Source organism: Xanthomonas boreopolis (assembly GCF_046529185.1).
In the GTDB taxonomy this organism is placed as follows: Bacteria; Pseudomonadota; Gammaproteobacteria; order Xanthomonadales; family Xanthomonadaceae; genus Pseudomonas_S; species Pseudomonas_S boreopolis.
The window spans coordinates 2,513,937-2,533,785 of record NZ_CP097162.1 but is presented as its reverse complement, the minus strand read 5'-3'; the positions used below and the strand labels follow the sequence as shown (position 1 = coordinate 2,533,785).

Sequence of the window (19,849 nt, the reverse complement as noted above, 5' to 3'; positions counted from 1 at the left end):
GGCTTGGGTTCCTTGGATCTGTCGGAGCAGGAGCGGGCGCGGCGCGATATTGCTGCCGTGCTGCCCGGCCGCGACCACGACCTGACCCGCCTCCGGGTGCTGGCGGAAGGGGGCATCCCGATCGTCACCGTCATCGGCAAATACAACCACGGCAAAAGCCGCCTGCTCAATGAACTGCTGGGGCACGACGCTTTCGCCGTGGCCGACCGGCGTGAGACGGTTGCGTTGTCGGAGTGTGAGCGCGATGGCGTGCGCTGGCTTGATGCCCCGGGCATCGACGCCGACGTTGGCGTCGAGGATGATCGCCACGCGATGCAGGCGGCCTGGTTGCAGTCCGATATCCGCCTATTCGTGCATGCGGCCAAGGAAGGCGAACTGGATGCACAGGAGCGGGCCTTGCTGGGTGAGTTGCGTGCCGATGCCGGCCGCACGCGGCGCAAGACCTTGTTCGTGCTCTCGCAGGTGGATCAACTGGCTGACGAGGCGGAACTGGACAAGGTGATTGACGCCCTGCAGTCGCAACTACCGGACTTGAAGCCAATCCCGGTCTCCGCCACGCGCCATCGCCTCGGGGTGCAGGAGGGGAAGCGGTTGATGTTCGAACGCAGCGGATTTCCCCGGCTGCGCGACGAGTTGGCGACGTCACTGAGCGGTGTGCAAATGGCCCGCGCCCACGAGACTGCCTTACTGCTCGGCGAAATCCTCGCGGAGTTGCAGGCCTTGCACTCGCGGCACAAGGCGGCGCTGGCGGAATCACGTGCGCGGCAGCGCCAGCAGCGCCTGGCGTTCGTTCAGGGGCTGGAGGGCGTGTTCGCGCGGATAGGCGCGAACATTCGGGCAGTCGTCGACGCGCCTGGGCCAGACCATGCGCAAACGGCGGATTCTGCCGAAGATCACTATCGTCAGACAGCCGCCAAGCTCGAGCGGGCCCGCATCCAGGTGGCCTATTCGCGTGCCTGCATCGAGCTTGACGGCTTCCTGGCGGGACATGGCGTCGTTGAGCTTCCTTCTGCACAGCGGACCGGTGCCCGGGCAATGGACTCGGTGATGGTTGCGGTGATGGGAGTGTCGGTGAAACGGCGAAGTGATCTGCGTCGCATGTTCTGCGATGGCGCCGGGATTGAGCGTCTGCACCAGGATTTCCTCCACTACTTCGAACTGTCGAAGGATCGGATCGAACTGGCCGGGGCGATCGCCGTTGCCGAGGCGGAGGTTGCCACCGTGGAAAACGCACTTGATGCCTTGCACGCGCTGGTGCCGGTGGCATGAAGGCCAATGTCAGCCACGAACAACGCTTCATCGCCCAAGCCGATAGCGTGGACTTTCGCGGTCGGGACCTGGGAGAAATCCTGAGTCGGCTGGAAGCGTGGAGGACAGGCGTGGAGGAATGCCTGGCTTCCGTCCGATTGCGGCCTGCCGGTATTGCCCATGACAGCGCGTTGGCACGGCAGTTCCAGGCGTTCAATGCAAGGGTGAGTGCATGCCTGGAAAGCTGGCCACGCCAATGGGCTGAGCTCGCGCCTGCGCAGCAGCTGGCCGATGCGCTCGATGACAAGGTGCTGCTGCTTGTGTTCGGCAAGTTCAATGCCGGCAAGAGTTCGCTGTGCAATTTCCTTGCTGGACGTTTCGCAGCACAGGGAAAGCAGGTGCATCATTTCCGCGTGCAAGGCGGGATGGTGGTGGATACAGCGGGGCCGTTTCAGGAAGGGGCGACCGAGACCACGACCGGGCTGCAAGGCGTGCGCCTGGGCGAACGGCTGGTATTGCTGGACACTCCCGGTCTGCACTCGATGACGCCGGAGAACGCCGCGCTGACCCGTCGTTTCACCGACAGCGCCGATGGTGTCCTATGGTTGACCAGTTCCGCTTCGCCCGGGCAGGTACAGGAGCTGGATGAATTGGCCCGCGAACTGCATCGCGACAAGCCGTTGCTGCCTGTACTGACCCGCAGCGATGTGTACGAGGAAGACGAGGCTGATGGCAGGCTTGTCAAGCTGTTGCGCAACAAGACCGAGGAGAATCGGGCGCTGCAGGAAGCCGACGTTGCCAAGCGGGCGGGGGAGAAGCTGGTGATGCTAGGGTTGAACACCGCGTTGCTGGAGAGGCCGGTGTCCATTTCCACCCACGTCGCACGCCAGCAGGGGCAGACGCAGGAGGCAATGGAGGCCGCCGGCTTCGAACGGCTGTTCGCTGCGCTTCGGGCCATTACCGAGCCGGCGTTGGCCTACAAGCGGTTCAAGCCGGCGGCCGTGCTTCTGCATCATCTGGACGAGTGCGTCGCCTGGGATCTGCGAAGCAACCTGCAGCCGGCCCTGGATGCGTTGCTGCGGTCACTGCAACAGTTGGAGAGTACATTGGCGCAGCGACGCGATCGGTTCCTCGACTGCGCGTGGCGAAGCGCCCTTCCGGCATTGCCCCAGTTGCTGGAAAACCATGCCGATATGGGGGATGCGGGAGCAGCCCGTGTGGAGGCTGCACAACTTCTGCGCAAGATTGTGGCGATAGTAGTCGACGAGACACTTGCCGATTTCGACATGGTGCCTGAGCCTGAATCCATCGAGCTGGCGATCGGTGGTGAGGTCGGCTATGACAACCTTGCAGGCATGGTGGACTACTCACGCCTGCACGCTGAGCTGAAAGAGTCCATCCGTACGAACCTGCTCAAAGTTGCAGATGCGGTGATAGAACATTGTCTGCGAAGCATCGGCCGGCTGCGTGTGGACTTGGCCGGACTGCAAGCCACCTGGTCTTCGCAGGAGCAGGAACTGATTGAAATCAAGTCGTTGGTGGCTCCTCGCTGAAGGTGATTTTCGCGGTGATCGCGGTTACAGTGACCTGGGTTCAACGATTGTGGCGAGTCGGAGAAACGCCGTGCGAATAAGGAGCACGCCAGTTAAAACGTACCAGGGTACGCGCCGCCATCAAGCAGAAAATTCTGACCTTTGATGTAGCCAGCGTGCGTGCTACACAGGAATGCACATGCGGCACCGAACTCTTCAGGTTGGCCAACGCGGCGGGCCGGAATCGCATCGCGTTGGCGTCGTGCCATTTCTTCCGCGCTGATTCCAAGAGTAGATGCACGCGCCTGCGTCAGCTTTTCGAAGCGTGCAGTGTCGAACAGGCCTGGGAGCAGGTTGTTAATGGTGACGTTGTGCTGCACCACTTGTCGTGAGAGTCCTGCGACAAAACCGGTCAAGCCGTTGCGAGCGCCGTTGGACAATGCAAGCTCGGCAATCGGTGCCTTTACCGCTGCGCTGGTGATGTTGATGATGCGACCAAAGCGTTGCGCGATCATGCTGTCGAGAGTGGCGCGTATCAACACAATTGGAGCAAGCATGTTCGCTTCCAGCGCGGCAATCCAGTCCTCGCGGTCGAAGTTGCGAAAATCGCCGGATGGTGGACCACCGGCATTAGTGACCACGATATCCGGATGTGGGCAGATGGTCAGAACCGCTCGCTGACCCTCCATGCTGGCGATGTCACAGGCGACCGTCTTCACGTTCACGCCATAGCTAAAGCGCAGCATGGTAGCGGCCTTTTCCAGGGGCTCGGGTCTCCGAGCAACGATTACTAGATTTACACCTTCGCTCGCCAATGCTCTTGCACAGGCCAAGCCAAGCCCTGCGCTTGCTCCACAAACCAAAGCGGTGCGATTGGCGATTCCCATGTCCAAGGGGGCGTCCCTCCTGCTGAGACGGAAAATAGTGGGGAAATGATACTGCGTCATGGTTCACGAGGAATCACAAGAGAAGCGGTCGTTTGGGGTCAATGCTGTGCATCTCAGCTCAGTGCCCTTTGCAAAACGGACAGTACAAGGTCCGTCCGGAGATTTGTTCAAGGCTCCACATAACTCTGGTGTAATTGCTCGGTTCCGCCCGGCACCAAAACATAACCAGTCGGCCGACTAACGGATGTACTCTGCGGTGAGCGACGCTTCGATCAGACGGCGTATCGCCACTGCCAATGCGGCGTTTCCGAGGCCAGCTTGTGGATGGAGGGTCGCTGTGTCGTGCCTACGATGGCTCCTTCTTCCCTAGACCGGAGCCGACATGCTGGATCAGATTGACGAAGTAAGGAATATTCCTTACAATATGAGTGTCGCTATCGGGAGAACCGCCATGCCCAACATTCATGAAGTCGCCACCGTGACCTCCAAGGGCCAGATCACGCTGCCCAAACCCATCCGCCAGGCGCTGGGGGTGGATGCCGGCGGCAAAGTGGCGTTCGACCTGCGCGGCGGCAAGGTCGTTGTGACCCGCGCCGACGCCGAGCACGAAGACCCGGCGATCGGGGCCTTCCTGGCGTTGCTGGAGGCTGATATCCGGGCCGGCCGGCATGTCCAGGCGCTGCCGGAAGATCTTGCGCGGGCCATGCTGGCGAACGCCGGCCATGCGGTGGACCTCGATGAGGACATCGAAGGCGAAGTGGCGCTCTGATGCAGCGGCATGGCTGGACGCTGCTGTTCCATGAGGGCGTGATCGGGCAGTTGCGCAAGCTGCATGCGGCCGCGGAGCGGGCCGAGCAGAACGACCCGCGAAGGGTCGAGAGCAATGCCAACGTCAAGCTGTTCCGGGCGTTGAGCCAGTTGATCATGGAAGTCGTTCCGGGCGACCCCGCACGCGACGAGTTCCGCCAAGGCAGCACCCTGGGACCGGAATACCGCCACTGGCGGCGCGCGAAGATCGGACGGCGGTTCCGCCTGTTCTTCCGCTACGACTCCAGGACCAAAGTGATCGTGTTCGCCTGGGTCAACGACGAACAAACGCTGCGGTCGGCGGGCAGCAAGTCCGATCCGTATGCGGTGTTCGAGAAGATGCTCGGGCGAGGCAACCCGCCCGACGACTGGAAGGCGCTGGTCGCGGCGAGCAAGGCAGACTGGCAAGCGTCGAAGAAGCCGTAGGCTGTGCCGTATCCGATTGATTGGATGTGGCATGGAAATTCAGATCTCGCTTGAAAAATCGAGATGGATTCGAGCAAGGACTCCCTGGAGCAGGTGTTGAACAAGAGCCGATAGGATCACCATGAGGTCGCCACCATGAAGCTCGCAGCAAAAACCACTTTCGCAGAGCGTGCAGGCCGAGTCTTCGGCCGGATGTGGCGTGCTGGCGCACGCCTGGATCGGAAGGCACGGGGCTGGCTGGTGGCGCGAGGCCTCGACGCAGGCGTGGCTGTGGGTCTGCTGTGGGCCGTCAAGCTCATTGTGCTCGGTGTGCTGCTGTATGCGGCCTTCTGGCTGGCGCTGCTGTTGGTGTTCACCATGACTGCGGCATGGCTGGCATCCAATGCGCATGAGGCAGTGAACGAGCAGCCTCAACAGATGGCCGACGACGAGCACGATCATCGCAAGAGCGTGTTCTATCACCCCTTGTCCTATAGCGATGATCCAGATCCCAGATTCGAGGACGATTGATCGATCCGCTATTTCTTCTTGGCCGCGCCGAGCAACGTGCCTGCGCCGGAAGAACCAGCCTGGCTCGCCCCGCGAGTGCCATCAGCCAACCCTTGGAGGACGGCGCCGGTCCTGACGCCAGTCCAAACCAAGGCGGTCATCCAGAACCCGGGCAGCACGATAAACATTGTCGCCATTACGAAGTTCAATAGCATGTCCCCGAACGTATTGTTGAGCCCGATCAGCGGATCGAAGTTGGTATGCGGGCGGTTGTAGCCCCATCCCCAACCGTACAGCGCATCGAGGATGGTCGAGTCGATCCAGCGAGCGAGCTGGAACCAGAAATCCACGAAAAACAAGGCGAACTGAACCACTGAGACGGTTATCAGCGTCTTCAGGTCGTAGGTGCCGATCACCAGCACCAGCGGGATGCACACTACCAGCGCCATCTTCAGCAGCGCCAGCACCATCGGCAACGCCTGCCGCACCACGTCCATCGCCGGGAAGTAGCCCAGCGACCCCACGGCGAGCCCCACGTCGCCGACTGCACGGGTAGCGATGTTGGGCAGTGTCATCTGGATCTGCCCGCCGTAATCGGCATAGACCGCCCCTTGGTTGAGTTTCTGTTGCCGGGGCGAGGCAATCGTGCGAACCACAGAGTCGTTGACCTGGTCCGGGCTCAGGAAGCCGGCCCAGCCACCGATGCGGGTCAGCAGGCCAGGATCGACCTGGGCCAGCAGCCGCGCACGCAATCCGCTGCCACCATCCGACCACCATTGCCGGCAGGTCGGATAGCCAGCCCCGCTGGGGACCTCGGCCAGCCCAGCATCCCGGTTGCTGTCGTAGGGCCAGCCCTCCTGCGGCGTCTTCGCGTGGTAGGTGTCGTAGAAGCCGCTGGTGTCGAGGAAGAAGTGCGAGCCGATCCAGGTGACATCGTTCATCTGCTCCTCGCTCAGGTCGGGACGCGACATGAACAACTTGGCACGCGCCGGGCCGTAGCAGTCGTGGGTGAAGTCGGCCACTTCCTGGGCCAGCACCGGGTCGTCGATGCGGGTGGCGTCGATGTCTATGCGCATCTGCCGAAGATCCGTGCCGCAGGGAATGGCGGCGACCGAGGCGCCCGTCACCGCACGCGAAACCGCGTGGATGAAGAACCACCACACCGGCACCTTGGCCGACTGGTTGTTGATCGTGCTGAAGGATTGCGACCAGCCGGTCTCGGTAGGCTCCGGTACGCGCACCTGGCACTGCGTCGAGCGCGCCTGGTCGTACTTGATCGTGTTGAAGTCGACGTCGATGAAGGGAATGCCGGCGAACATGATGACGACGATGGCGACGAACACGCGGTTCTCGATGCGTGCCGAACTCAGCACGCCCTTGTTGCCTTCGTCCGCGCCTTCGCTGCGGGCCTTCAGCCATTCCTGGATCACGATGGCGAGGAACGGGATGGCGAACACGCCGCTGGCGACCAGCACGTTCCAGATGCCGTTGTTGACGATCCAGGAAACCAGCGTCAGGTAATACTCCAGGTAGTCGGTGGTGTAGAGGGTCATCGCCGTCTCCGCGTCACTTGGCCTGCATGAACTGACTGGCTTCCAGCGCGATCACCGCCAGTACCGCAGCGATCTCCACCCGCAGCAGGCGTTGCTGCGCACCGCCTTCCGGCTCGCGGGCACGCAGCCGCCGGCGCATCCACAGCCAGCCCCAGACGGTGCCAGCGTAGAGCACCGCCCGCCAGACAAAGAACAGGCCAGCGTGGTCGGCCATCCAGCGCTGCCAGCCTTCGATGCTGCCGGCCAAGCGGATGCCGACCACGTTGGCGACGATGGCCAGGATCAGCAGCCCGGACGCCCACAGCAGCGTCCGGCCGACGCGCCGGTTGAACAGCCAGCGCAACCGCCACCAGCCGGCGCTCACGGGTTGTTCCCGCTCGGCGGCCGCTGCAACTCGTCGAGCCGGTTGCGGGTCGGGTCGCCCTCGTAGATGCCGCGCGAGCCGGTGGCGCGGGTGCTGTGCCGCTGGATGATGGCCGAGGGTGAATTGCTGGCCAGCTCGCGGCGCAGTTCCAGTTCGGTCTTCAGGTTGTGGATTTCCCGGTCGAGGGTGTCGCTCTCGTGGGATACCGCCTGCTGGGCCAGATCATTGGCGGCGACGTTGGGCTCCTTGCGCCCGGTCAGCATCGTGCGTTGGAGCAGCAAGGCCTTCTCAAGCACGCTCGACAGCGCGACCTCCGAAGCCAGCCGCCGTGCCAGCAGGTCCTGGTCGGGCTCATCACGCAGGGCTTCGATGACGCCGCGCGTGATCGGCAGCGATGCGCTGCTGGCCGCCTGCAGGTTCTCGTAGCTGGTCGACCGGCTGCCGGCCACCAGCTCCTGCAAGGCCTGGAGCTTGGTTTCGTACTCTTCCTGGATTAAAGGCGTCAAGCCGACGCCGGGCGTGGTCTGGGTCTTGGTGCAGGCTTCGCAGGTGCGCTGCTCTTGCTCGCCCAGCACACGCACGGCCCAGGCCGCGGCCGCCTCGGGCGAGTTCCAGGTCTGGCAGGCCAGGTTGCCGTTGCAGGCGCTGGGGTCGATGGAACTGGTGTCGGTGGCATCGCGGCCGTTGAGCAGGTTGTAGCCGGCGCGGGCCACGTCGCCGACCATGCGCACCGGCCGCTGGCCGGCGCCGCCGGCATTGCTGCCGCCGACCCAGGGCACGCCGTTGTTACCGCGACTGGATTCGGCCTGGTCGATAGCCGAGACGGCATCGGTGCTCGCCACGGCCTGCTTCAGGGCCATGCCTTCGGCGAGCTGGTCCCAGCTCGTCTGGCCGCCGGCCATGTCGGCCATGCGGTTGGCGATCGCGCGGCAGGTCATCTTGCTGCGGTCGAAGTCGAGCCGGGCTTGCAACACGCCATTCGTCAGCAGGTTGTAGAGGCCCGGATCGGCCCGCTGAATGATCAGCGCCGGCAGCGAGGCCACCGCGCTGGTGGCGTTCTGGATCACCGACGACATGATGGTCTGGAAGCCGTTGCTGATGCCGTTGAGCTGGTTCTGGATCGTCGTCGAGATCGACATGTCGCCGCAGATCAGGTTGGAGTTCCAGCCCACGCCGACGCCGAGCTGACGCATGCTGGCCGCGCCGCTCATCGAGACCGCGCGACCACCGCCGATCGAATACAGCACGTCGTCGCCGATCACGCTGCCCTGGTGCTGGACGCCGTACTCGTTGACGTTGGTCTGGGCGCTGGCTCCGGCACCGACCAGCGCCAGAGCCAACGCGGCAAGGAACAAGCGGCCGCAGTTCGGAAAGGCGAAACGGTTCATGGTGGATCTCAGTTGAAGTCGGTGCTGCCGAGAAAGGTCTGCCCGCGCCGCCGGCAGCAGCTATACGGACGCCACAACGCCCAGGCGTAGTCGCCCTGTTGCGCCTGCACGCGGGTGTCGGAATGGGGAAAGACCGCGCATGAGCGCGACAGCGTGGGCGTCAGTTCCTGCCACTTCCCGGTGGAGGCATCGCCCTCGACCAGGGCGCCGGCCGGCCAGTAGCCGTCGCGGGCGTTGGCCAGCAGCGGCTGGTAGACGTGGATCTGCCCGCGCCGGGTGACGACGTCGCCGGCACGCTGCGCGACCACGGCACCGGCCTCGTAGTCGTCGGTCTGGTGCAGCAGTCCGCCGCGCGGGTACACCGCGCCCCACAGGTTGAGCGTGGTGCGGGCGCCGATCTCGCGCATGCCCGGCACCAGTGCTTCGGGGTACACCAGCTCGGGCACGTTGTAGCGCCATGCGACGGTATCCAGGGTGCTCAGCAGGTAGGGCATGAAGGCCGTGCCGGCACCCTCGCAGGTGTAGCCGGAGGCCGCGGCGAACTGGCCGAACACCGAGCCGGCCGGGTGGCCGATCACGTCCGCGTTCTTGAACTTGGCGAGGTTGTTCTCGTTGTCGTGGTTGGTCGTGCCGTCACCGCCGGCCTGGGCGGTGGCGTTGGGCATGCTCATTGCCCGCACTTCGGTCCATGGGTTCTCGCCGGTGTTCGAGTAGCTCGACACCACCGCGTCGGGGATGTAGTGGCGAACCTTCACCGACGTGCGCACCGTGCAGCCGCCATAGGAGCAGTAGAGCCAGTAGCAGATGCCGACCACGCGGTATTCCAGGCAGTCGGGTGACAGCGCAGACGACACGATGGTCGCGGTGTTGATGGCGAAGGCCGACGAGGCCGCGCCGAGCAGCACCGCGGCGACGCCGGAGCGCAGGCGATGCAAACGCTTCATGGCTGCGTCCTCCGATGGGCTTCGATGCGGGCGACGGCCTTGGCCACGTCGAGTTCGCCGTACACCACGTAGCGCCGGTCCAGCACCACGGCCGGGAGCGTGGTGACGCCCAGGCTCCAAGCGTCGGCGACGCCCTGGTAGGCCGCCGCCAGTTCGCGTTGCAGGGTTTCGCCGCCGTCGCGCAGGCGCTGCTGCACGAGCGTCGTGGCGCGGCCGGGGTCGGCGGGCAGGTTCGCGGCCAGGCTGACCTCCAGGCGTGCCGCGCGATCCAGCTCGATGACCCGTGCGCCGGCGGGCTCCCGTACCGGATGCCGGCTGTCGGTGATGACGATCAGGTCGGCGGCCGCGGTCCACGGGCTGAGCAGCGCCGCGCAGAAACCGGCGATCAGCACATGCCACCGGGAGCCGTGACGACGAAAAGAGGAAGCGGCCATGTCGAGTCGCCTTGGAGTCGATCAGGCGAGTAGTCGAACGCACGGGCGATTTCGGGACGACAAACAAACGGGAACCGGCGTACCCGGTTTCATGAAAGAAAACGGGAGCCGAAGCTCCCGCTGGGATTACTGCGTCATGGATGGGATGGCTTGGCGTGCCTGGTGAACTACAGCAGGCCGGATGCGGCGAACGAGTACGGTGTTCCTTTGCCGATGATGAAGTGGTCCAGCAGGCGAATGTCCACCAAGCTGAGTGCATCCTTCAAACGATTGGTGATCGCTCGATCTGCCGCGGATGGCGTGGTATCGCCGGATGGATGTTGATGCGCCACGATCAGCGCCGCTGCATTGAGAGCCAGTGCCCGCTGTACCACCACGCGGGGGTGGACTTCGGCACCGTCGATGGTGCCTCTGAACAGGGCTTCACAGGCGATGACACGATGCCTTGTGGTGAGGAATACGACGACGAATACCTCGTTGGGTTCTTGTAACAGCTTCAGACGCAGGTACTCGCGGGCGCCTTCAAGGCCTGTAAGACGAGGGCCCGTCGCGAAGATGCGACGTTCCAGAATGGCGATGGCCTGTTCGATGATGCGGTCGTTATCGACGGTTGGGGAACGGATATCCGACACGGTTGGGGCGTCGAGTGTGGTGAGTGACATGGTAGACCTCCAGAAGATTGAGCCGGAGGCGCACCCGGGAGGGGCAGCCCTCCGGGGACGATGGGAGATAGGAACGCGGAAAAGCGGGCATCCACCATCACGCGTGCGATGGCTGTTCGCTGGCAGGATGCGGAGCGAACGGGCGGGTCAACGCGGGCAAGCCGCGCCGTAGTCCTTGAAGACCTGGACTACCTGGGCATGTCGCCGGTATCGGCGGCGGACATTCCGGGGGCTTCGGGATCAGGCGCGGGCACGCCATCGGCGGCCAGGAAGTCGAGGGCCGACAGCAGCGCATCGCCCTCGACCGGGCCATGCAGCAGCAAGGCTTGGCCGGTGTGCTCGTCGCGCACGCGCAAGGTCGGGGTGGCGGCGATGCCGTCGCGCGCGCCCTCGCGGGCTTGCGTCTGGACCGTGTTCTGGGTCTTCCCGCTCTCCAGACACGCCTGCAGCGCGGGCGTCTGGCCGGGATAGCGCACGCCTTCCGGCAGGCCTTGCCCGTCTCCCCGGGTGTGCTGGTAGATCCAGCCCAACGCATTCCAGTAGGCGGCTTGGCCGCCGGTTTCGCCTGCGCACTCGGCGAGGCTGGCCAGCCGGGATGCGACCGGCTCGTGCATCGGCAGCGGCAGGTGGTGCCATTGCAGCCGGGTTTCGGGGTGCTGGTCGACCCAGGCCTTCACCACGGGGAAGTAGGCCTTGCAATACGGGCACTCCAGGTCCGCGTACAGGATCAGGGTGAAGCGGGCATCGGCCGGGCCGTAGTACCAGGGCGGACCGGGCGCAGGTTCGGTGGCGGTCGCTGTGGGCGTCTTCGTCGTGAGGGGGGCTTCTTGCTGCGGTTGCCGGGAGAGCAGCCACGCGCCGAGTACGGCAAGCGCCACGACGGCGATGGACAGCCAGGCCAGACGCCGGTGGGATGTATGGGAACGCTGAGGTGGTTGCATGGCGGGGTCCTGGATGTGCCCGCCGGGTGGCCGGGCTGCTCCGATCCGAGCTGCAACTTCAGCATGCGGCAATGCGGAGATGCCTTCTGGAATCCGTCATGGCTTCACCCTGTTTGTTGCTCCGCAAAGAGGGCTGTATTAACATCTGGGTCAGACACTAAGCCTCTCTTGGCTTCTTGCGTAAGCGTTAACGTCAACCAACGCATGATTTCGGCACGCCCTAGTCTCGGCTGCCGTTTCGTGCAGAGGTTGCTGTTATGGCTGTCGAGCGCTCTCTTTCCGGCGCGACGACCCGCTCGCGTCTGGGTCTTCTCTACTTCGGCATTATTCTCATCGGCGCCAATCTGCGTGCGCCGATCACCAGCGTCGGTCCGGTTCTCTCGGACATACAAGCGGCACTTCATCTTGACGGGGCTGGGGCCGGCGTACTCAACGCCTTGCCGCTTCTCATCTTTGCCCTGTTATCGCTTCTCGCGCCGTCAGTCGGACGTCGTCATTCCCTAGAGCGGGTTTTAACGTGGGCTGTCGCAGCCATTTTGCTCGGGACGCTGGTGCGCTCTGTGCCATTGCCAGGTGCAATCTGGATTGGCACTGGGTTGTTGAGTGCAGGCATTGCGTTCGGAAACGTACTTCTGCCGGGGCTGGTGAAGCGCGAATTCCCCACCAAGGCGGCAGGCCTGATCGGGCTCTATGCGGCATCGATGGCCGGGATGGCCGGCGTGGCGGCGGGCATCGCCGTACCCATCACCCATGTGGTGGGGCTCGACTGGCGATGGGCAATCGGTTGTTGGGCCTTGCTGGCGGCCATCACGCTGGTTGTCTGGCTGCCTCAATGGACAGTGCCCTCGCATGCTCCTTCGGCAACGGGCATCAGGATCAAGGAAGGCGTTTCACCCTGGAAGCACCCGATTGGATGGCAGGTGTCGCTGTTCTTCGCGCTTCATTCGTTGGTCTTCTATTCGATCGTTGACTGGTTTGCGTCCTACGCGGCGTCGCGGAACGTGGCACCGGAAGCAGCGGGCTTCTATCTGCTTGTCTATCAGATTGTGGCGGTAGCAACGAATCTGGCATGTGCACCGATCATCAGGCGATTCAAGGATCAAAGACTTCTGGGATTCCTGTGCGGCCTGCTCTTGGTCATCGGAACCGCTGGCTTGTATTCGGGAGCTGGATCACCGCTGATCTGGCTTATCAGCGCAGGATTTGGCGCGGGAACCGCGATGACGACGAGCCTTGCACTGTTCACGTTGCGCACGCACGATCATCACCAGGCCGCTTCGCTTTCCGGGATGGCTCAGTTTGTCGGGTACGTGGGAGCTGCTGCCGGGCCTTTCCTCATCGGAGTCCTGCGCGACATTGACAGTGGTTGGACTTGGCCGTTGATCCTTCTGATTGCATCCAGCATCCTGGTTGTCGTCTTTGCAACACTGGCCGGTCGTGGAAAATACATCGAATAGCCAGACAAGACGTAGGACCTACGCGGTAAGCCTTGCGTCTAGAGCATTGAGCGACAGCGATTCGATGCCACGCGCCTGGTCGATCTTCTCGGCGACCTTGAACGCCGCATCCAGCTCGCTGATGTTGAACCGCTGCATCAACTGGAAGCGCTCGGCCTTCTCCTCCGGCTCCGTCTGCGCCAGCGCCAGGTAGAGGCTCGGCGGCACCGCGCGGAACAGCAGCTCCATGCTGCGCGAGAGGATCACGCCTTCGGTGAACTTGCCGGACTCCTTGCGTGCCGAGAGCATCAGCGCCTTTTGCGCGGGGGTGAGTTCGCGGAAGCGTGCGATCTTCTCCACTTCGTCTGGCGGCATGCTGAGGCAGATCCACCATTCGATCATGTTCAACATCGGCTCGGCGGCCTTCGGCAAGTCGTCGATGTTCTGCGTCGCCAGCCAGAACCAGGCGCCGAGCTTGCGCCACATCTTGGTGATCTTGACGACATACGGCGCGAGCAACGGGTTCTTGGTGACGACGTGGCCTTCGTCGGTGACAGCGATGATGGGCCGTCCCAGGAACTGATCGCGCTCGGCGATGTTGTTGATCGCGTTGATCAGGCTGATGTACGCGATCGAGAGCTGGGCGTTGTAGCCCTCACGGGCATAGGTCGCCAGGTCGACGACGGTGATGTCCGCTTCCGGCCAGGGCGTGCCGGGCCGGTCGAACATCTCGCCGTCAGAACCCTGGGTGAAGATGTCCATCGCATCGGCCATTTCCAGCAGCCGGGTGCGGCGGATCTCCGGCAGCGTCGGATCGCGGCCGCGCTCGCGCAGCGCGTCGCGCACGTCGCGCGTCAGCACCGTGCGCTGTTCGGTCGCGCAGCGCCGGGCGGCGTCGAGGATGCACTGGCGAATCAGCGAGCGATCGGCCCGCGTCATGCGGGCCTCCTCCTTGTCTTCGCCGCCAGTGATCATCAGACGGGCGGTGATCTCCAATTCGCCCAGCACATCGCGCTGCTCGTCGCCGTCGGTCTCACCCTCGTCCAGGGCATCGGCATCGAGCGTTTGCACTTGGCCGGGCGTATCGACCAGGCGCGACGCATCGGCGAACGGGGCGAGGCTGACGCCCGATCCCGGTGCCAGCTTCACCCGATGGACGGACAGGCCGTGGCGTGCGGCGAAGTCGCCGAGCAGGCCGAACGAGTTGCCGGCCTCCACGATGAACAGCCGTGGCCGGTAGATCGCTGTGACCTGGTTGAGCAGGTTGTTCAAGGTCGCGGACTTGCCTGAGCCGGTCGGGCCAAATAGGAACAGATGGGCGTTCATCTGCCGGTCGAGCCGGTTCAACGGGTCGAAGGTGATCGTGCCGCCGCCGCGGTTGAACAAGGTGATGCCGGGATGCCCGGTGCCCTGGCTGCGGCCCCACCAGGGCGCGAGGTTCGCCGCGTGCTGAGCGAACAGCAGTTGGCTGTACCACTGGCGCTTGTCCTTGGCCGGGTCGAAGACACAGGGCAAGCCACGCAGGTAGGTATTCAGCGGCGCGACTTCGTCCTCCTCGCGCACCGGCTGCAAGCCGGCGTTGAGCAGGACGTTGCCCAGTTGCAAGCCGCGGGCATCCAGCTCGGCTTGGTCGCGCCCGCGCAGGTAGAAGGTGAGCGCTCCGCGGTAGAGCTTGTGCGAACTGCCGATCAGTCCGCGTGCTTGCTGTACGTCGTGGCGGGTCTGCTCCGAGGCCAGCGTCTCGCCGACCGCCTTGCGGGCCAAGTGATTGAGATGGGCCTCCAGGATGTCCTGCGGGGTGATGACCAGGGTGAGGCTGAGGACGGTGTCTTCGGGCATCTGGTCGAACAGCGCGTTGATCGCATCGCCGCCCTTGCGCGTCTCGCCGGTGAGGTGGCCGGTCGAAGGCGGTGTGCGCAGCCGATCGACCGCGATCGCGCGGTGCGGCAGGCCGTCGAAGTACCACTGGCCGGTCGCCACGTCCGAGCGCGGTTGGCCGAAGAACAGGCGCTGGCTGAAATCGGTGCCGCTGGCCAGCTCGATCTCGCCGGGTTCGCTTTCCTCCGGGTAGCGGGTCAGCGCGTAGAAGCGTTCCCGGTCCTCGGCGCTGGGTCCGAGCTGCGTCGGATGCGGGTTGAACCAGCGCAGCAGCCAAGCGTGGATGTCGGCCGCGCCCAGGCGCCGGGCACGCACGCCGGCATTGGCGAGCCCGCCGGCCAGGCGGTCGCAAACCGTGTTAAGCGCCTGCTCCGGCGACTGCCCGCGGCGTCCCGGTGTCTGGCCGGCACGCCGGTAGATCACCAGCCGCGTGCGCCGGGTCTGCCCGCGCCACGGCAGGCGGGTGACCGTGCTGTCCTCGAACAGGCCGCCGGGTTTGGCGACGGCCCGCAGGTGATGGGCCATCGAGCGCAGGTAGAGTTCGGTGAAGGCGCTGCCCTGGGCGCGTGGCTGGACGTAGCGGCGCAGACCGTCGAGGTAGCTGTCCCAGTTGGTCTCGTCCTGGGCGAAGAACTGCACGACCCAGGGGTTGTCGTCCAGCTCGTCGAACGAGTCCTGCAACACGTTTTCCAGCGTGTCGCGCACTTGGCCGAGCCAGGCTGGTTCGCGGCCCTCGGTGCCGACGGGTTCCAGCTCGAAGAAGGCGGCGAGCGAAACGCCATCCTCCAGCAGCATGCACTGCGACTGGGGCAGGAACTCGGCCCAGGGCAGCATGTCCACGAACGACGGTGCCACGTCGTACAGCGCCTGCTCGTCGGCGACGGTGGCAGGTCGGCGCTTGCGGCCGTCTCGCTGGCCGGGCTCCGGGATGCCGTGCTCGCGCAGCGCGGCAATGTGGCGTTCCCACGCATCCGGGGCCTCCGGCTCGGCAACGTCCGCTACCTTCGCCGGACGCGGTTTGCTCAGCGGCCAGGCCATCAGTAGTCCTCGGTGCGTTCGCCGGGGAGCGCGTACTGCACGCGCTGGTACAGCGGGAAAACGGTGGTGTAGCCGGGCACCGGCACCGGGTCGCTGCCGGCCAGGTGCGGAAACACGTACATGACGAGATCGGGATTCGGCAGCCGGTGGAACTGGCGGTAGATCTCGTTCTGCGCGGTGCGGGTGTAGCGGGCCTGCGCCTGCGGCGCGGCCTGCACGTCGGCATCCGTCAGCGGCCGGCGCAGCGCCTGGCGGGCATCGAGCAACTGCCGTGCGGCCTGGCCGCCGCTCGCGCTGCCGCCGGTCTGCACGTTCCAGATATCGAGCATCGTGCTGTCGCCGTGCGGCAGCAGTTGTTCCTTGCTGGTGGCGCAGCCGCCCAGCACGAGTACCAGGCCCAGCAGCACCAGGCCGTCAGTCCAGTTCCTGCGCATGCGCATCACCTCCGAGGCGGTGGTCGACGCGGCGGCCCTGGGGCGCGTAGTCGATCATGAGGGGTTCTTCCAGATGCACGGCGACCTTGGCGCCGGGCTTGACGTACACGGCGGCGAAGGCCTGGCCGTAGAGCTTGTTCACCCACTGCGACATGTCCTGCACGCCGCTGGCGAGAATCCGGCCCATCGCTTCGTTGCCGCCGATACCGACGGTGCCGATCGAGCCATCGCTGTTCATGTAGGAGACCTGGCCGCTGTCGGAGTCGATCAGCGACGCCGCGCCGGCGCCGGCGGCGGTGATCAGGGCCTGGGTGCCCAGGTACTGCTGCGCGTTGCTGTGGCGCTCGCCCGATACGCAGGGGATGCCGTAGGGGTCGCTGATCCAGCCCAGCCCGCTTTGCGTCGTGTTGTTCTCGTTGGCTTGCTGGCGGTTGCCGCCGTCCTCGCGGTCTTCGGGCATCGTGCGGACGGTGCCGTCGTTGAATACGAACGTGACCGAGCGGATCTGCCCGCGCACGCAGGAGAGCGTCCAGTCACCCGAGGCGGTGCCGCTGACCACCGCGCCTGCAACGTCGGGAATCTCGATGCCGTTGGCCGTCAGGTTGTCTTGACCGATGAGGATTTTGAACGGGTACGGATCGTTGACCGTGCCATCCACCGGAACCCGGCCGATCAAAGCGGTCATCGCGATCGAGCCCATCAAGGTGGCGTTGGTCGGCACGGTATAGACCGGCTTGGTTTCCTCGGCGCCGACGGCGCGGCGGCCGGTCTCGATGGCGGCGTCGGTGGCGGTGTCGAGCGTCTTCTGCGCCGGGCCGAAGCTGGTCGGGAAGCTGAAACTCCCGGTGCCGCTGGCGTTCTTGCGCTTGCCGTCGTCGCGGGCGTCGTCCGGCTCGATCCAGTGCATGCCATCGCTGCCGAGGCCGGCGCTGTCGCCCGGTTCCAGCCCCAGCCCCAGCCCGACCGGGAGGTCGGCGGAACTGTTCCGGCCGCCGCCGAGGCCATCGAGCCGCTGCTGGAGTTCCTGCAACAGGCCCTGGGTCTGCTGCCGTTCGGAGGCGACCTGGTCGCGATCCTGCTGCAGCTTGTTCCGCTCGCCGGCCAGGGCGGTGTCGATGCGTCGATCGATCGCGCCCTCGCGCTGGCGCAGGCGGTCGTTCTCCTCGCGCTGGGTCTTGTTGTCGGTCAGCGCGGTTTGCAGTTCGGTGCGCAGTTGCCGGACCTGGGCGACGAGCGTTGCCACGGTGTCGCGTGGCGTGTCGCCCTCGATACCCAGCGCCTTGGCCTCATCCGTGGTGAGCTGCGGATTGGGGTTCTGCGCGGGAGGCTTGCCGCCGCCGGAAAACAGCTTGATGCCGACGAACACCACCAGCAGCGCGAGCGGGATCATCAGCCACTTGAGCAGGCCATTACTCTTCATCGTGGCCTCCCTCGTCGGGGCCTGCCGGCGTGGGCACCGGCAGGTTGAGCGCGGCATCGACCGGGGCGATGACCGGCAGCAGCGACTGCGCCAGGCCATGCCCGCGGGTGACCAGGTAGACGACGGTGGTGTCCTCCGGCGTGCCGGCCGGGCCGAGCGTCGGATGCTGGAAGGTGGCGGCCAGGAAGTCGCCCTGGATCGCCCGCGGGTCGAGGTCGAGCCAGCGCGGGGCGGTATTGTGCAGGCGCACCGCGCTGACCCACACATCGTCCAGCCGCCAGGCGGCCAGCGCCTGGGCCTGCACCGGCAAGGTCGGCAGCAGGCCGTCCAGCGCCAGGTCGCGGCGCAGGTTGAGGCGAGCGATGCCCGGCACCGGCTCGACGGTGCGCAGCGGAGCATAGAGACTTTGCGCCGCGTAGCGGGTCAGCACCACCGGCACCGGCGTCTCGCGGACGGGCCGCGCGGCGATGGGATCGCCATCTCCCGCCGCGTCCCCGGTCTTGGCCGCGCCGTAGTGGGTGGCCGGCGCATCGGCCTCGACGATGCGCACCGGCTCCAGCGGTGGCTGGTCCTTGCCGGCCGGCTCGGCGGCGATGTCGAGCAGGATCACCGTGCCGGTGTCGGCATCCTGAAGTTGCAGGCGGGTCGGCTCGATCGGTTCGCTGGCCCGCAGGTACACGGTGCCGGCCGCGCTCTGCACGCGCAGCTTGCCGCCGAGGCTGGCCGGCACGCCGACGCGGACGTTGCGATCGATGAACACGACGCGCTCCTGACCGACCAGCAGCGGCACCGCCAGAGGCAAGCGCTCCCAGCGCAGGATTTCCACTGCCTGGGCCGGCGCCGCCAGCAGCAGCGCGAGCGCCACGCAAACGGACAGCACGGGAAACTTCATGGCATTTCTCCCTGGGGAATGGCGGTGGCCTTGCCTGGCGCGGGAGCCGGCGCGTCGATGCGCTGCGGGGTACCGTCGTAGCAGTCGATGGCCAGGCCGAAGGGATTGCGCTGCGGATCGACGTCCATGCGCGTGACCTTCAGCGGGTAGCGCACGAAGGCGCGCTTCACCTGCTCGGAGGCGTAGTACTCGTCGGCGGTGACGTCGAGCGTGACCACCCAGTCGCGCTCGGAGACGGCCCGCACGCGCTGGGCCGGGTTCTCGCCGTAACCGCGGCCGGGAATCTCGTAGATGCCGCGCACGCGCTGGCGCAGCTCGCCCGCGTTGCGGCGGTATTCGTAGTCCTGCTGTAGGAAGGCCCGGCAAGCTGGTGTCAGGTAGCTGGAGAGCGCGTGCAGGTTGCGCGGGTAGTCGTCGTCGCCATTGGTCGGCCAGCGCTGGAGCTGCTGCCAGACGTAAAAGGTGAAGGCATAGACCGACTCCGGCGGCACCTCCCACCATTTGCGCGTGCTGCCCGAGCGCAGGTCCGGCGGCACGTGCACGGTCAGGTCGCGCGGTGCGTTCCACCAGCCGATGCCCATCACCAGTGCGAGCGCGAACAGCACGCCGCCGCCCAGGCGCAGGCTCTTGATGTGCGCTTCCAGGCGCAGGACTTCGTTCTTGACCCGGCTCACGGTCCGCTCCTGCGCGTGGCCCAGAAGCCAGAACGGGTCACCAGCGTCCGCCCGCCGACGAAGTGCGCCAGCGATGGCTGATGCACCGTCACCCACCACTGGATCTGGCGGTACAGCCACGTGTCCGGTCGGCCGCGCTTGAGCCGGCGCAACATGCCGCCGCCGGCGAACACGCCGAGGGCGATCGCCAGCACGATGGCGGTCGGAGCGACGGCGAAGGCCGACAGCGCGAAGGCCAGTGGAATCCCAGCCAGCAGACCGGCCACGGCCGACAGCCCTGCGCAGATCCACAGCTCGTCCGCCGTCAGGCCGCGCACGACGACCGGATGGCGGTTGAGCCGGTGCGGCAGGAACGCCACCGTCCCGTCCGGGCGGATGTCCTGGTCAGCCATGCCGGCGGCC

20 protein-coding genes are annotated in these 19,849 nt (G+C 65.5%); 6 read left to right on the top strand and 14 right to left on the bottom strand.

The annotated features are described in order from the left end of the window. The first annotated feature begins 3 nt into the window (after positions 1 to 3). Both M3M27_RS11340 and M3M27_RS11335 read left to right on the top strand, forming a co-directional pair. A complete protein-coding gene (locus M3M27_RS11340) occupies positions 4 to 1,269 on the top strand; it encodes a GTPase (RefSeq protein WP_256661880.1) in 1,266 nt (421 codons plus the stop codon). Then, entirely contained in the window at positions 1,266 to 2,801 is a 1,536-nt protein-coding gene (locus M3M27_RS11335) for a dynamin family protein (RefSeq protein WP_140720706.1), read from the top strand. The genes M3M27_RS11340 and M3M27_RS11335 overlap by 4 nt, the downstream gene beginning before the upstream one ends. Positions 2,802 to 2,893: 92 nt before the next feature. Here the strand turns inward: M3M27_RS11335 and M3M27_RS11330 are convergent, their stop codons facing one another. Then, complete coding sequence (locus tag M3M27_RS11330; RefSeq protein ID WP_140720708.1) at positions 2,894 to 3,673, bottom strand: SDR family oxidoreductase; 780 nt, start codon at positions 3,671 to 3,673, stop codon at positions 2,894 to 2,896. Between the two features lie 376 nt (positions 3,674 to 4,049). Here M3M27_RS11330 and M3M27_RS11325 point away from each other — a divergent pair, with 376 nt between their 5' ends. From M3M27_RS11325 to M3M27_RS11315, 3 genes are all read left to right on the top strand, one after another. Continuing rightward, complete coding sequence (locus M3M27_RS11325) at positions 4,050 to 4,436, top strand: type II toxin-antitoxin system PrlF family antitoxin (RefSeq protein WP_434025736.1); 387 nt, start codon at positions 4,050 to 4,052, stop codon at positions 4,434 to 4,436. Beyond that, the gene (locus tag M3M27_RS11320) at positions 4,436 to 4,900 is read left to right on the top strand and encodes a type II toxin-antitoxin system YhaV family toxin (RefSeq protein ID WP_140720710.1); all 465 of its coding nucleotides are present in this window, start codon (positions 4,436 to 4,438) and stop codon (positions 4,898 to 4,900) included. The genes M3M27_RS11325 and M3M27_RS11320 overlap by 1 nt, the downstream gene beginning before the upstream one ends. A gap of 135 nt (positions 4,901 to 5,035) precedes the next feature. Beyond that, a complete protein-coding gene (locus tag M3M27_RS11315; RefSeq protein ID WP_140720712.1) occupies positions 5,036 to 5,410 on the top strand; it encodes a DUF3742 family protein in 375 nt (124 codons plus the stop codon). An 8-nt stretch (positions 5,411 to 5,418) separates the two neighbouring features. Here M3M27_RS11315 and M3M27_RS11310 read toward each other — a convergent pair whose 3' ends face one another. The 7 genes from M3M27_RS11310 to M3M27_RS11280 all read right to left on the bottom strand — a co-directional run bounded on the left by M3M27_RS11310 (position 5,419) and on the right by M3M27_RS11280 (position 11,675). Next, a complete protein-coding gene (locus M3M27_RS11310; RefSeq protein WP_434025735.1) occupies positions 5,419 to 6,942 on the bottom strand; it encodes a conjugal transfer protein TraG N-terminal domain-containing protein in 1,524 nt (507 codons plus the stop codon). A gap of 13 nt (positions 6,943 to 6,955) precedes the next feature. Continuing rightward, entirely contained in the window at positions 6,956 to 7,306 is a 351-nt protein-coding gene (locus M3M27_RS11305) for a hypothetical protein (protein ID WP_073664186.1), read from the bottom strand. Next, entirely contained in the window at positions 7,303 to 8,694 is a 1,392-nt protein-coding gene (locus M3M27_RS11300) for an integrating conjugative element protein (RefSeq protein WP_073664185.1), read from the bottom strand. Before M3M27_RS11300 ends, M3M27_RS11305 begins: the two co-directional genes overlap by 4 nt. An 8-nt stretch (positions 8,695 to 8,702) precedes the next feature. Next, positions 8,703 to 9,638, bottom strand: a complete 936-nt coding sequence (locus M3M27_RS11295) for a TIGR03756 family integrating conjugative element protein (RefSeq protein ID WP_073664184.1) — start codon at positions 9,636 to 9,638, stop codon at positions 8,703 to 8,705. Next, positions 9,635 to 10,072 carry a TIGR03757 family integrating conjugative element protein gene (locus M3M27_RS11290; RefSeq protein WP_296463633.1) on the bottom strand — a complete coding sequence of 146 codons (438 nt, stop codon included), beginning with the start codon at positions 10,070 to 10,072 and terminating at the stop codon, positions 9,635 to 9,637. The genes M3M27_RS11295 and M3M27_RS11290 overlap by 4 nt, the downstream gene beginning before the upstream one ends. Positions 10,073 to 10,239: 167 nt before the next feature. Beyond that, a complete protein-coding gene (gene radC / locus M3M27_RS11285) occupies positions 10,240 to 10,734 on the bottom strand; it encodes a RadC family protein (protein WP_296463635.1) in 495 nt (164 codons plus the stop codon). Between the two features lie 188 nt (positions 10,735 to 10,922). After that, on the bottom strand, positions 10,923 to 11,675 hold the full coding sequence (locus M3M27_RS11280; RefSeq protein WP_296463637.1) for a DsbA family protein: 753 nt from the start codon (positions 11,673 to 11,675) through the stop codon (positions 10,923 to 10,925). A gap of 257 nt (positions 11,676 to 11,932) precedes the next feature. Here M3M27_RS11280 and M3M27_RS11275 point away from each other — a divergent pair, with 257 nt between their 5' ends. Continuing rightward, on the top strand, positions 11,933 to 13,132 hold the full coding sequence (locus M3M27_RS11275; RefSeq protein WP_296463639.1) for a CynX/NimT family MFS transporter: 1,200 nt from the start codon (positions 11,933 to 11,935) through the stop codon (positions 13,130 to 13,132). An 18-nt stretch (positions 13,133 to 13,150) separates the two neighbouring features. On the opposite strand, the gene M3M27_RS11270 is transcribed toward M3M27_RS11275, so the two are convergent. The 6 genes from M3M27_RS11270 to M3M27_RS11245 are packed head-to-tail and all read right to left on the bottom strand — an operon-like array spanning position 13,151 to position 19,839. Beyond that, complete coding sequence (locus tag M3M27_RS11270; protein ID WP_296463641.1) at positions 13,151 to 16,027, bottom strand: conjugative transfer ATPase; 2,877 nt, start codon at positions 16,025 to 16,027, stop codon at positions 13,151 to 13,153. Further along, positions 16,027 to 16,461 carry a TIGR03751 family conjugal transfer lipoprotein gene (locus M3M27_RS11265; protein WP_296463643.1) on the bottom strand — a complete coding sequence of 145 codons (435 nt, stop codon included), beginning with the start codon at positions 16,459 to 16,461 and terminating at the stop codon, positions 16,027 to 16,029. Before M3M27_RS11265 ends, M3M27_RS11270 begins: the two co-directional genes overlap by 1 nt. Beyond that, on the bottom strand, positions 16,442 to 17,881 hold the full coding sequence (locus M3M27_RS11260) for a TIGR03752 family integrating conjugative element protein (RefSeq protein ID WP_434025734.1): 1,440 nt from the start codon (positions 17,879 to 17,881) through the stop codon (positions 16,442 to 16,444). The genes M3M27_RS11265 and M3M27_RS11260 overlap by 20 nt, the downstream gene beginning before the upstream one ends. Beyond that, entirely contained in the window at positions 17,871 to 18,773 is a 903-nt protein-coding gene (locus tag M3M27_RS11255) for a TIGR03749 family integrating conjugative element protein (RefSeq protein WP_434025733.1), read from the bottom strand. Before M3M27_RS11255 ends, M3M27_RS11260 begins: the two co-directional genes overlap by 11 nt. Continuing rightward, the gene (locus M3M27_RS11250; protein ID WP_296463649.1) at positions 18,770 to 19,447 is read right to left on the bottom strand and encodes a PFL_4703 family integrating conjugative element protein; all 678 of its coding nucleotides are present in this window, start codon (positions 19,445 to 19,447) and stop codon (positions 18,770 to 18,772) included. The genes M3M27_RS11255 and M3M27_RS11250 overlap by 4 nt, the downstream gene beginning before the upstream one ends. After that, on the bottom strand, positions 19,444 to 19,839 hold the full coding sequence (locus M3M27_RS11245; RefSeq protein ID WP_296463651.1) for a TIGR03750 family conjugal transfer protein: 396 nt from the start codon (positions 19,837 to 19,839) through the stop codon (positions 19,444 to 19,446). Before M3M27_RS11245 ends, M3M27_RS11250 begins: the two co-directional genes overlap by 4 nt. Between the last annotated feature and the right edge of the window lie 10 nt (positions 19,840 to 19,849).